The following is a 12,504-nucleotide window of genomic DNA, read 5'->3' as shown; positions in this document are numbered from 1 at the left end:
CCGGGGCTTCCGGGGCTTCCGGGGCTTCCGGGGCTTCCGGGGCTTCCGGGGCTTCCGGGGCAGCCTGCTCAATCGCCGCCCGGGGGTCCGGCGCGTCGGTCCCGGCCGTCGTCTCCGCCTCAACTGCAGGAGCGGAATCGGCCGGGGCCTCCAGGTCGACGGGTGCGACCGTGACGGGCGTCTCCTGCTCGGCGGCATCCGCCGCGGGGGTCTCCAGGGTGCCGGCGGCGCCTGCGGCGTCCTGCGCCGGCTGGGCGTCCGTCGACGTCCCTGCGGCGCCGGCCTGCGGGGTGACGTCGGGGGTCACGGTGTTCTCGGGGTTCTCGATGTTCTCGGTGGTCCCACCGGGTTCGAGGGCTTCGGTGGATTCTGCGTGGTCTCGATCGTTGGCTGCCATGGACAGCACCTCCTGCCCTGCCGGCACGCCACACTCGCGCCCACAGGGCGGCCAGGTCCGTTCCCGGTGGCGTTGCCCCCGATCCGCCGGTGCGGTGCTCGGGGTGCCGCCGTCGACGGACTCCAGAAAGTCTGAGGTGAACCGGGTCCCTGGTCTCCGCTGGATGCGGACGCGCAAGGCCGGAACCATCGGACGCCTGCCCGGTCTCACGCGCAGTGACACGTGCCGGAAGCGGCTCTCGTATGGCCGGGGACGCGCGGTCCGCGTCCCTCCAGCCGGACAGTCTTTCCACACTGCCCCAGTCCTGTGCCGCCGGCCCGGTGGCCGTCCGATGGACCCTGCCGATGGTGTGGCCACCGGTGGGTCACCGATCATTCTCTCACACGGCGGGCCAGATCAGCGGGATCACGGTGCGGAATCCGGGCACCGGATCCCGGTGCCGTACCGAGGGGTCATACCATGGTCGGGTGAACTCCCACGCGCCACAGACCTCCCCTCCCGGTTCCGACCACGATCCCGATCACGGCCACGGCCACGGCCACGACGTGAGCCTGGAACCCGGCCCCGGGATCGGGGACGACGGTGCGCCCACCGGGGGCGCCGACACAGGGACCGTCGACGAGCGCCGGCCGAGTTGGTACGCACGCCCGCTGGGGACCGCCTGGATGCTGCTGGTCACCGGGCTGATCGGGATGTACGGCACGGTCGCGCTGGTGGCCGAGCGGGTGATGCTGTGGAACGATCCCAGTCACATCACCAGCTGCGACATCAACCCGTGGGTCTCCTGCGGCGAGGTCATGAAGACCTGGCAGTCCCAGTTGTTCGGCTTCCCCAACCAGTTCATCGGCCTCGTGGCGTTCTCGATCATCATCACCATCGCCATGGCCCTGTTCGCCGGGGCCCGGTTCCGTCGCTGGTACTGGATCGGGATGAACGTCGGCGTGCTGCTCGGCTTCGCGTTCTGCGTGTGGCTGTGGAGCCAGGCCGTCTACGAGATCAACATCCTGTGCCTGTACTGCATGGTGGTCTGGGCCATGATGATCCCGATGTTCGTGCTGCTCACCTCGCGCAACCTGCAACACGGCGTGATCCCGGCACCGGCCGGGGTGCGGACGTTCGCCGCCGAGTGGTCCTGGCCGATCATCGCCCTGCTCTACGTGGGCGTGCTGGCCTCGATCATGCTCCGGTTCTCCAACGCCTTCTTCTAGGCGGGAGAGGCGCTCACGCGCCCTCCCGGACAGCCAGCAGGGTGACCAGGTCCGTGCGCATCGTCGAGGGGTCGGCGTCCGGGCTGGGCTCGGTCACGTAGACCTCCCAGAAGGGCAGGGCGGGCTGGTGGCCGGAGTCCGCCACGGCCTGCATGAAGCGCGACCACGCCTCCCCGAGCCCGTCGTAGGGGCCGAGGTGGGAGATGACGGCGATCCGGCCCCCCGGCAGCCGCGAGGGTGACAGGGTCGGGCCGGGCCCCGCGGTCCTCGCCCCCGGCAGCGGGCGGTCCACGGGGACACCGACCTCGAAGTCCACCGTGTCCGTGGGCATCCGGGTGTGCAGGGCGAAGGCCGGACCCACCGGTTGGATCCCCTGCTCGCCGAGCGCGGGGAACAGTGCGCTGAACGTGGAGTCGAAGATCTCCGCCATCCGGTCCATCGGATAGTCCCTGGCCACGGTGACCACGGTGGGGACCTCCGGGGCGTCGAGGACCGTGAGTTCACGGTACGGGCCGCCCAGGAAGTACGGGGCATCGGGCTGGGTGCTCATGGAGCGATCCTAGGGACCAGGGTGGCCGTGCGGCCACTCCCCTCCTGCGCCGTGCCCCGCCGGCGCGCGGTCAGGCGAACCAGATCCCCAGCTCGCGCTCGGCGGAGAGCGTGGAGTCCGAGCCGTGGACCAGGTTCTTCTGGACGGACTCGCCCCAGTCGCGGCCGAGGTCACCGCGGATGGTCCCCGGCGCGGCAGCGGTCGGCTCGGTGGCCCCGGCCAGGGAGCGGAAGCCCTCGATGACCCGGTGGCCCTGGACGCGCACGGCCACGACCGGGCCGGACCCCATGAACTCGACCAGCGGCTCGAAGAACGGCTTGCCCTCGTGCTCCTCGTAGTGCCTGACCAGCATCTCGCGGGTCGGGACCTGCATCTTCAGGTCGGCGATGACGTAGCCCTTGGCCTCGATGCGGGCCAGGATCTGTCCGGTGAGGTTGCGGGCGACGCCGTCCGGCTTGATGAGGACGAGGGTCTGTTCGGGGTGAGTGGTCACAATCGCTCCTGGGTGGATTCGGTCATGGACATGGGCGGGGGCCAGTCGGAGGATGCCCGCTGGCCGTCAGGTCAACCCTAACGGTCCCTCGAGAGGGCCTGGCGCATCCATCCGCCACGGACCGGCGGCCGTGGCGGACACCGCGTTCCGGTGCCCGCCACGGACCGCGGGGTTCACTCGGCGTCCGGGTGCTCGGCGCGCCAGCGTGCCTCCGCCTCGGCCCGGCGGCGGTTCTCGCGGTCGATCTGGCCGCCCTTGGTGACGGCGTACCACCACGCGAGGCCGAAGCCGACCCCGATGATCACCATCGTGTACTCCAGGAAGACCCCGAGCAGCAGGACCACCTGCAGGCCCCAGCCGATCCAGATGCCCACCGGCTTGCGGACCAGGGCACAGGTGAAGATCGCGACGACGGCGAGGACCAGGGAGACCCCCAGGATCCAGCCGGCCTGGGGCTCCCCCCGGTGGACGCCGAACAGGGCCAGTCCGAAGAGCACCAGGACCAGCGCCTCCAGGACGAGCACGCTCGAGGTGAACGTGGCACGGATGGAGCGGGCCTTCTTCACCTGGCCGGGCTTCCACTCACGTTGGGCCCTCGTCTCGCGGGCGGGCCGCCAGGACTCGCGGCCGGGTTGCTCCGAGGCGCCGTCAGCGGGCGGGCCGGCCTGTCCGGACTGCTGGTCGCTCACGTCGTCCTCCCCCGATCCCTCGAGCCGTCATCGTGCCCGGCGTCCTCGACGCCGAAGGTGTCGTCATCCTGCCCCGCGGCCCGCTCCGGGCCCCCGGCGCGGGCGGATCCGTCACCCGCCTCCGCCTCGGCGAGGCCATAGGTGTCGTCGGCGAAGATGTCCTCGTCGTCCTCGTCCTCGTCCAGGCCGTCACCGAGTTCCAGCCCCATGTCCGCGAACACCTCGACCCCGGGTGCCACCGGGACCACGCCGGGGGCCCCGGGCATCGCCGCCTCGGCCGCCGGGGCGCCGAGCAGCTCGCGCACCTCGGCCACCAGGGTGATGGACCCGGTCACGAGCACGCCGCCACCGGTTCCGGCGCCGGCGCCCTCGGTGGCCTCCGCCCGGCCCACGGCCCACTCCAGGGCGTCCGGGATGGACTCAGTGGCGTGGATGTCGTCCTCGGGCCAGCCCGCGTCCAGCGCGGTCTGGGCCAGTTCGCCCGCCGGGATCGCCCGCGGCGAGTCCGACTGGGTCAGGCAGAGGTCCTCGACCAGGTCCCCGAACTGCCGGTAGAGCACGGTCAGCATCTCCAGCGCGTCCTTCTCCCGCAGGATGCCCACCACCAGCACCAGCTTCTCGAAGCCGAAGGCCTCCTGCAGGGCCTTGGCGGTGGCGGCGATCCCGGCGGGGTTGTGAGCGGCATCGACCACGAGGGTCGGCGCGGTGCGCACCACCTCCATCCGGCCCGGTGTGGACACGGCGCCCACGCCTTCCTGCAGCAGCCCGGATTCCAGTTCCCTCTCGCCGCCGAAGAACGCCTCCAGCGCCGCCACGGCCACCGCCAGGTTCTCGGCCTGGTGCTCTCCGTGCAGCGGCAGGGTCAGATCCGGGTAGCGCCCGGCGATGCCCTGCACGGTGACCTGCTGGCCGCCGACCGCCACCGAGCGGGACTCCACGCCGAAGTCCACCCCCTCGAAGCGGAACGGGGCGTCCACGGCACGCGCCGCGTCCAGCAACACCTGTGCCGCCTCCGGGTCCTGGGCGGCCGAGACGAGGAATCCGCCGGGCTTGATGATCCCGGCCTTCTCCCGGGCGATCTCGGCGTCGGTGTCCCCCAGCAGGTCGGTGTGGTCCGCGGAGATCGGCGTCACCACGGAGACCACTCCGTCGGCCACGTTGGTGGCATCGGTGATGCCGCCCAGGCCCACCTCGAGCACCACCACGTCCACCGGCTCGTCCGCGAACACGGCGAAGCCCAGGATGGTCACGCACTCGAAGTAGGTCAGCCGGTTCTCCCCGGCCGCCTCCAGCTCGGCGTCCACGACCCGGACCACCGGCAGGATCTCGTTCCAGATCCGCACGAACGTCTCGTTCGGCACCGGGGCGCCGTCGATGCTGATCCGCTCGGTCACGGAGGTCAGGTGCGGTGAGGTGTACCGTCCGGTCCGCAGCCCGTACGCCCGCAGCACGGACTCGATGATCCGCGCCGTGGAGGTCTTGCCGTTGGTCCCGGTCAGGTGGATGACCGGGGCGGCCTTCTGGGGCTCGCCGAGCAGTTCCATGGCCCGCCAGAGCGGCGCCATGCGCGGTTCCATCTTGTTCTCCGGGGCCCGGGCGAGCAGGTCCCGGTAGACGGCCTCCACCGTCCGGGGTCCCCCGCCGGCAGCCGCGGCGCTCACGCGTCACCCCCCGCGGTCACGGCCCCGGCGACGGCGGCGACCGGGGCGACCGCCACCTGGACGGTCCTGGTGGCGTCCTCGGCCGGGTCCCGGCGCGGGTCCGCGGCACCGGAGTCCTCCAGCACCAGCTCCACGGTCAGGGTCTCGCCCGAGACCAGGTCCCGGTGCGCGTCCACGGCCTGCACGACGGCGGCCGGTCCGGTGATCACGGTCCGCACCCGGTCCGAGACCTCCAGTCCGGCGTCCTTGCGGGCCGACTGCACGGCACGGACCACGTCCCGCGCCGTGCCCTCGGCCGCCAGCTCCGCGGACACGGAGGTGTCCAGGACCAGGAAGCCGCCGGGCACGACGGCGACGGCGCGATCATCGGCCGCGCCCCCGCCGTCGGGGGCACCGTCCGCACCGGCCGGTGCCCCCACGGTGGTCTGCAGGGAGTACTCCCCCTCGGCCAGCTCGATACCGCCGGCCACCACCGTGCCGTCCTCCTCGAGCCGCCAGTCACCGGACTTCGCGGCCTTGATGACGGCCTGGACCTGCTTGCCCAGCCGCGGTCCGGCGGCCCGGGCGTTGACCGCCAGGGACTGGCTGATGCCGTAGTCCGCGGCGGAGACCTCGCCCGCGTCCTGCAGGTCCACGGACTTCAGGTTCAGCTCGTCCCGGATGATGTCGGCGTAGGGGCCCGCCAGTCCGGCGGCGCCGGGCACCACTACGGTCAGCGACTGCAGCGGCAGTCGCACCCGCCGCTTGGCCCCCTTGCGCAGGGAGGAACCGGCCGAGGCGATGCGGCGCACCGTCTCCATCCGCTCCACCAGCCGCCCGGCCTCCTCCGCCGACGCGAAGCCGGACAGGAACGGTGCCGGGTCCGGGTAGTCGGTCAGGTGCACCGAACGGCCACCGGTCAGCCCGCGCCAGATCTCCTCCGAGACCAGCGGCATCAGCGGGGCCGCGGCCCGGCAGAAGGCCTCGAGGCAGGTGTACAGGACGTCCAGGGCCTGGGTGTCCTCGTCGAAGAACCGCTGGCGGGACCGGCGCACGTACCAGTTGGTCATGGTGTCCATGTAGACGCGCAGCGCCTCCGTGGCGTCCGAGACCTCGTAGGCGTCCAGTCCGGACTTGACCTCGGTGAGCATGCGCGCCGTGGCGGCCAGGATGTACTGGTCCAGCGGGTCGGTGGACTCGTACCGGGCCTGGGCGCGGTAGCCCTCCGGCCGTTTGCCGCCCTCTGCGGACAGGCCGCGGGCGGAGTTGGCGTAGAGGCTGAAGAAGTGCCACACGTTCCAGGCCGGCAGCAGCACCTGGCGGGTGCCCTCGCGGATGCCCTCCTCCGTGACGACCAGGTTGCCGCCGCGCAGGATCGGGGAGGCCATGAGGAACCAGCGCATCGCGTCGGAGCCGTCGCGGTCCAGGACCTCGGAGACGTCCGGGTAGTTCTTCAGGGACTTGGACATCTTCTGCCCGTCCGAGCCGAGCACGATCCCGTGGCTGATGACGTTGGAGAACGCGGGCCGGTCGAACAGGGCGGTGGCCAGCACGTGCATGGTGTAGAACCAGCCGCGGGTCTGGCCGATGTACTCCACGATGAAGTCGGCCGGGTTGTGGCCGCCGTCGAACCACTCGCGGTTCTCGAACGGGTAGTGCACCTGGGCGTACGGCATCGAGCCGGAGTCGAACCAGACGTCCAGGACGTCCTCGACGCGGCGCATCGTCGCCCCGGCGGCGGCGGCCTCCGGGTCGGGGTGCGGGCGGGTCAGGTCGTCGATCCAGGGCCGGTGCAGGTCCACCTCGCCGGCGGCGTTGCGCGGCAGCCGGCCGAAGGCCTCCTCGAGCTCGGCCAGCGAGCCGTAGACCTCCTGGCGCGGGTGGTCCGGGTGGTCGGACTCCCACACCGGGATCGGCGAGCCCCAGTACCGGTTGCGGGAGATGGACCAGTCCCGGGCGTTCTCCAGCCACTTGCCGAACTGGCCGTGCTTGACGTTCTCCGGGATCCAGGTGATCTGCTCGTTGAGCTCGACCATCCGGTCCTTGAACGAGGTGACGGAGACGTACCAAGAGGTGATGGCGCGGTAGATCAGCGGGGTGCGGCAACGCCAGCAGTGCGGGTAGGAGTGCTCGTAGGAGGCCTCCCTGACCAGCTTCCCGGCCGCGCGCAGCGCCCGGATGATGGTCCGGTTCGCCTCGAACACCTGGACGCCGGCGATGTCCTTGAGCACGCCGTCGCCGCGGGCCTCGTCCCCGAACAGCGGCAGGAACCGGGCGCCCTCGTCCACCGAGAGGATGACCGGGATGCCGTTGGCCTCACAGACCCGCTGGTCGTCCTCACCGTAGGCGGGGGCCTGGTGGACCACGCCGGTGCCGTCGTCCGTGGAGACGTAGTCGTCCACGAGCAGCCGCCACGCCCGCCCGGTGCCGTAGGCCTCGGCGTCCGCGAAGTAGGTGAACAGCGGCTCGTACAGCAGTCCGCCCAGCCGGGTGCCGGGGTAGGTGGCCGTCACCGCCTCGGTGATCGCGCCGGCGTCGGCGTAGCCCAGCTCCCGGGCGTGCGCACCGAGCAGGTCCTGGGCCAGCAGGTACCGGTGACCGGCCACGTCCTCCGCGGCGTCCGGACCGGCCGGGACCACCGCGTAGGTGATCTCGGGCCCGACCACGAGCGCCTCGTTGGTCGGCAGCGTCCACGGCGTGGTGGTCCAGGCCAGCACGCGCACGCCGGTGAGCTCTGCGGCCAGGCCGGCGTCGGCCCCGCCGGCGGGCACCAGCTCCGCGTCCGCGGGCAGGCCGGTGATCGGGAAGGCCACCGTGACGGAGGGATCCTGGCGGGACTTGTAGACGTCCTCGTCCATGCGCAGCTCGTGGTTGGACAGCGGGGTCTCGTCCTTCCAGCAGTAGGGCAGCACGCGGAAGCCGCGGTACGTCAGGCCCTTGTCGTGCAGGGTCTTGAAGGCCCAGAGCACGGACTCCATGAACTCGGGGTTCAGGGTCTTGTAGTCGTTCTCGAAGTCCACCCAGCGGGCCTGCCGGTTGACGTAGTCCTTCCACTCCTCGGTGTACTTCAGCACCGAGGCTCGGCAGGCGTCGTTGAACGCATCGATGCCCATGCCCTCGATCTGGGCCTTGTCCGTCATCCCCAGCTGCTTCATCGCCTCCAGCTCGGCGGGCAGCCCGTGGGTGTCCCAGCCGAAGCGGCGCTCCACGCGGCGGCCCTGCTGGGTCTGGTAGCGGGCCACGAGGTCCTTGACGTAACCGGTCAGCAGGTGCCCGTAGTGCGGCAGGCCGTTGGCGAAGGGCGGGCCGTCATAGAAGACGAACTCGTTCGGCGTGCCGTCCTCGCGGTGGGCGGGACGGTGCTCGATGGAGGCCTGGAAGGTCCCGTCCTCCTCCCAGTACTGCAGGATGCGCCGCTCGATCTCGGGGAAGCGCGGTGAGGCCGGGGTGGTGTTCTGGGACTCCGCGTGCGGGTCGGAACTGGCGAGGGGGTACACGGTGTGGCCGTCCTTGTCTCGACGTGGGCTGCGTTCTGCTGCGTGTCTGCAAGGACGCCTGGCCGCCTCCCGGGGTGTTCCCCGGGGACGACGGCGGCGCGGTACCACCCTGCTTGCCGCCCCGTTCCGGTGGGCCCGGGTCCGGCGGGCGCCGGCCGTGGGCCTCCGAGGGCCCGGGCGACCGCTCGTGACTGCTGTGACGGGCTTACCCGTCCGGTTCTACTGGGGCCGTCCTGGCGCCTGGCGGACCCGGGTCCGCCGGCGGCAGCACGCGCCTGTTCTTCCGGAAGCTCACCGGTGATGGCCGGGTCAGTGCTTTGCCGCCGATTCTACGCCACGGTCGTGCGCGCGTGGGTCACCGGGTCCTCACGTCCGGATCACCTTGAACTGGGCGGCCTGGGCGACCGGCCGCATCACGACCTGGTCCAGGTTGACGTGGTGCGGCACGGACACGGCATACGCGCAGACGTCCGCCACGTCCTCGGCGGTCAGGGGCTTCTCCACACCCGCGTAGACGCTGTCCGCGGCCGCCTGGTCGCCGCGCAGCCGGTTCCGGGTGAACTCCTCGGTGTGCACCATCCCGGGCAGCACCTCCACCACGCGCACGTTGTGCTCGGCCTCCTCCAGGCGCAGCGCCCCGACGAGACCGTGTTCGGCCATCTTGGCCGCGTTGTACCCGCCGCCACCCTCGTAGCTGGCCAGCGCCGCCGTCGAGGTCAGCACCAGCACGGTGCCCCGCCCGGTCTCCCGGAGCATCGGCAGGAGGGCCTGCACGGTGTTCAGCGTGCCCTGGACGTTGACCCGGAACATCCAGTCCCAGTCGTCCAGTCCGCCCTCGGACACGCGGTCCGTGCCCAGCGCACCGCCGGCGATGCACAGCACCGTGTCCACCCCGCCGTTCTCCGCGACCTGGTCGCGCACCCAGTACATCTCCCGTGCGGACGTCACGTCCGCCGGCAGCGCCACGATCCGTCCCGGCGAGCCGGCGGCCTCCTCGGCGAGTGCCTGCAGGCGGGCGGCGCGGCGGGCGACGGCGAACACCGTCCACCCCTCGGCGGCCAGCCGCAGGGCGGTGGCGCGGCCGATCCCGGAGGAGGCCCCGGTCACGACGGCGGCGTGGCGCCCCGCGTGCTCTGACTCTGGTGTGCTCTGGGTCTCGGTCATGGCACCACTGTAGGTCTCCTCTCCGCGCACGACGTGCCGCCGCCGGGGCGGGTGCGGGACGGGACCGGACGACATGGGACAATCGAGGACATGGCTGAACAGACCCCGGGCACAGACACGCCCGTTTCCCCGACCCCCGCCGTGACCGTTCCGGACAAGCCCGCCCTGGAGGGCCTGGAGGACAAGCTCTCGGCCCGCTGGCGCGCCGAGGGCACCTACGCCTTCGACGAGGACACCGTCCGGGGTGAGGTCTACTCGATCGACACGCCCCCGCCGACCGCCTCCGGTTCGCTGCACGTGGGCCACATGTTCTCCTACACCCAGACGGACGTGCTGGCCCGCTACCAGCGCATGACCGGCAAGAACGTGTTCTACCCGATGGGCTGGGACGACAACGGACTGCCCACCGAGCGCCGCGTGCAGAACTACTACGGCGTGCGCTGCGACCCGACGAAGCCCTATATCGAGGGCTACCGCCCCCCGGAGAAGCCGGCGAAGAACCAGCGGGACTGGGACGTCGTCTCCCGCAGGAACTTCATCGAGCTGTGCGAGGAGCTCGCGGTCGAGGACGAGAAGGTCTTCGAGGGGTTGTTCACCCGCCTCGGGCTGTCCGTGGACTGGTCTCTGACCTACCGCACGATCGACGACACCTCCCGGTCCGTCTCCCAGCGCGCCTTCCTGCAGAACCTGGCCACGGGCGACGCCTACCTGGCCGAGGCCCCCACCCTGTGGGACGTGACCTTCCGCACCGCCGTGGCCCAGGCCGAGCTCGAGGACCGCGAGGTCCCCGGCGCCTACCATCGGTACCCGTTCACCACCGCGTCCGGGGAGCAGGTCTACATCGAGACCACCCGGCCCGAGCTGCTGCCGGCCTGCACCGCCCTCGTGGCCCATCCCGACGACGAGCGGTACCAGCCGCTGTTCGGCACCTTCGTGACCTCTCCCCTGTTCGAGGTGCCCGTGGAGGTCAAGGCCCACCCGCTGGCACAGCCGGACAAGGGCTCCGGCATCGCCATGGTGTGCACCTTCGGCGATCTCACCGACGTCACCTGGTGGCGCGAGCTGCAACTGCCCACCCGCACCGTGGTCGGCCGTGACGGCCGGTTCCACGCCGAGACCCCGGAGTGGATCACCACCGAGGCCGGCCGCGAGCACTACGCCGCCCTGGCCGGCAAGACCGTGTTCTCCGCCAAGGAGACCGTCGTCGCCGCCCTGACCGAGGCCGGACTGATGGACGGCGAGCCGAAGAAGATCATGCACGCCGTGAACTTCTACGAGAAGGGCGACAAGCCCCTCGAGGTCATCTCCTCCCGCCAGTGGTACATCCGCAACGGCGGACGCGACGCCGAGCGTCGCGAGAAGCTGGTGGCACGCGGCCGGTCCCTGAACTGGCATCCGGAGCACATGCGGCACCGGTACGAGAACTGGGTGGAGGGCCTCAACGGTGACTGGCTGGTCTCCCGCCAGCGCTTCTTCGGGGTCCCCATCCCGGTCTGGTACCCCCTGGACGAGCACGGCGAGCCGGACTACGAGCACCCGATCCTGCCGTCCGAGGACCAGCTGCCGGTGGACCCGGTGGCCGAGCCGGCGCCCGGTTACGAGGAGTCCCAGCGCGGGGTGGCCGGAGGGTTCACCGGCGATCCGGACGTGCTCGACACCTGGGCGACCTCCTCGCTGACCCCGCAGATCGTGGGCAAGTGGGGACGGGACGAGGCGTTCTTCGGCAAGGTCTTCCCGTTCGACCTGCGCCCCCAGGGCCACGACATCATCCGGACCTGGCTGTTCTCGACCGTGGTCCGCGCCGATGCCCTCAACGACTCCGTGCCGTGGCACCACACCGCCCTGTCCGGCTGGATCCTGGACCCGGACCGGAAGAAGATGTCGAAGTCCAAGGGCAACGTGGTGGTCCCCACCGACGTGCTGGACGAGTTCGGCTCGGACGCCGTCCGCTACTGGGCCGCCTCCGCCAAGCTCGGCGCGGACACCGCCTATGAGGTCGCCCAGATGAAGATCGGGCGCCGGCTGGCCATCAAGCTGCTGAACGCCTCCAAGTTCGCGCTGAACCTGGGTGCCACCGAGCGGGACGTGGTCTCCCGCGCCGAGTCCGCAGAGGTCATCACCAACGCGCTGGACCGCTCCCTGATGGTCCGCCTCTACGACACGGTGGCCCAGTCCACCCGTGCCTTCGAGGCCTACGACTACGCGCGGGCGCTGAACCTGACCGAGTCCTTCTTCTGGCAGTTCACGGACGACTACGTGGAGCTGATCAAGGACCGTGCCTACGGGGGCCACGGCGAGGCCGAGCAGGCCTCCGTGCGCGCCACCCTGGCCACCACCCTGGACGCGCTGCTGCGCCTGCTCGCCCCGTTCCAGCCCTTCGCCACGGACGAGGTCTGGGGCTGGTGGCGCACCGGCTCCGTGCACCGCGCCCCCTGGCCGGGACTGCCCGCCGAGATCGCGGGCATCGAGGCGGCCGCCACCGGTGCCACCGCTGACGTGCTCACCACAGTCGCCCTGGCGCTCGGCGGCATCCGGAAGGCCAAGTCCGAGGCCAAGGTGAAGCAGCGCACCGAGGTGCTCTCCGCCGTCGTGACCGCCCCGGAGAGTCGCCTCACCTCGCTGCGCGGCGGGCTGGCGGACCTCAAGGCCGCCGGCAACGTCCAGGAACTGACCCTCACGGCCGGCACCCCGGCGGAGGACGCGGACGTCTCGGTGTCCGAGGTCCGGCTGGCCGCGGCCGTGGAGGCCTGACAGCCAGCCTAGACACCACAGACAGTAGGAGCCCGGACCTGATGGTCCGGGCTCCTACTGTCTGTGCTGGTGGCGCCGAGGCGTGCTGTGGTTGCTCCATCGGCGCAGGTCGGCG

Annotated in this window: 8 protein-coding genes and 1 pseudogene; 2 read left to right on the top strand and 7 right to left on the bottom strand. The window is 71.4% G+C overall.

The genetic code is table 11. The features are described 5' to 3' along the window. A pseudogene (locus PLJ28_RS10550) lies at window positions 1-397 on the bottom strand (hypothetical protein); the annotation flags it as partial. A gap of 467 nt (window positions 398-864) precedes the next feature. On the opposite strand from PLJ28_RS10550, the gene PLJ28_RS10545 reads away from it, so the two are divergent. Continuing rightward, complete coding sequence (locus tag PLJ28_RS10545) at window positions 865-1,605, top strand: vitamin K epoxide reductase family protein (RefSeq protein ID WP_324590105.1); 741 nt, start codon at window positions 865-867, stop codon at window positions 1,603-1,605. Between the two features lie 13 nt (window positions 1,606-1,618). On the opposite strand, the gene PLJ28_RS10540 is transcribed toward PLJ28_RS10545, so the two are convergent. From PLJ28_RS10540 to PLJ28_RS10515, 6 genes are all read right to left on the bottom strand, one after another. Beyond that, window positions 1,619-2,155 carry a GyrI-like domain-containing protein gene (locus PLJ28_RS10540; RefSeq protein WP_183525295.1) on the bottom strand — a complete coding sequence of 179 codons (537 nt, stop codon included), beginning with the start codon at window positions 2,153-2,155 and terminating at the stop codon, window positions 1,619-1,621. Window positions 2,156-2,225: 70 nt separating this feature from the next. Beyond that, complete coding sequence (gene ndk, locus PLJ28_RS10535) at window positions 2,226-2,648, bottom strand: nucleoside-diphosphate kinase (protein WP_183525292.1); 423 nt, start codon at window positions 2,646-2,648, stop codon at window positions 2,226-2,228. A gap of 173 nt (window positions 2,649-2,821) precedes the next feature. Next, window positions 2,822-3,337 carry a DUF4233 domain-containing protein gene (locus tag PLJ28_RS10530; protein WP_183525289.1) on the bottom strand — a complete coding sequence of 172 codons (516 nt, stop codon included), beginning with the start codon at window positions 3,335-3,337 and terminating at the stop codon, window positions 2,822-2,824. Further along, window positions 3,334-4,998: a bifunctional folylpolyglutamate synthase/dihydrofolate synthase gene (locus PLJ28_RS10525; RefSeq protein ID WP_183525286.1), complete on the bottom strand. Its 1,665-nt coding sequence runs from the start codon at window positions 4,996-4,998 to the stop codon at window positions 3,334-3,336. Before PLJ28_RS10525 ends, PLJ28_RS10530 begins: the two co-directional genes overlap by 4 nt. Continuing rightward, window positions 4,995-8,474 (bottom strand): isoleucine--tRNA ligase, encoded by a 3,480-nt coding sequence (ileS, locus tag PLJ28_RS10520; protein WP_183525283.1) that lies wholly within the window; start codon window positions 8,472-8,474, stop codon window positions 4,995-4,997. Before ileS ends, PLJ28_RS10525 begins: the two co-directional genes overlap by 4 nt. Before the next feature lie 366 nt (window positions 8,475-8,840). Beyond that, complete coding sequence (locus PLJ28_RS10515) at window positions 8,841-9,638, bottom strand: SDR family oxidoreductase (protein ID WP_183525280.1); 798 nt, start codon at window positions 9,636-9,638, stop codon at window positions 8,841-8,843. A 90-nt stretch (window positions 9,639-9,728) separates the two neighbouring features. Here PLJ28_RS10515 and valS point away from each other — a divergent pair, with 90 nt between their 5' ends. After that, the gene (gene valS / locus PLJ28_RS10510; RefSeq protein ID WP_183525277.1) at window positions 9,729-12,389 is read left to right on the top strand and encodes a valine--tRNA ligase; all 2,661 of its coding nucleotides are present in this window, start codon (window positions 9,729-9,731) and stop codon (window positions 12,387-12,389) included. Window positions 12,390-12,504 lie beyond the last annotated feature (115 nt).

Origin of the sequence: Citricoccus sp., assembly GCF_035445025.1 — a bacterium.
In the GTDB taxonomy this organism is placed as follows: domain Bacteria; phylum Actinomycetota; class Actinomycetes; order Actinomycetales; family Micrococcaceae; genus Citricoccus.
This window is presented reverse-complemented; position numbering and strand designations above follow the sequence as displayed.

Bases quoted from the DNA above. Each gene is read 5' to 3' on its own strand.
- PLJ28_RS10540 (WP_183525295.1), bottom strand. From the start codon at position 2,155: ATGAGCACCCAGCCCGATGCCCCGTACTTCCTGGGCGGCCCGTACCGT.
- PLJ28_RS10515 (WP_183525280.1), bottom strand. From the start codon at position 9,638: ATGACCGAGACCCAGAGCACACCAGAGTCAGAGCACGCGGGGCGCCAC.
- valS (WP_183525277.1), top strand. From the start codon at position 9,729: ATGGCTGAACAGACCCCGGGCACAGACACGCCCGTTTCCCCGACCCCC.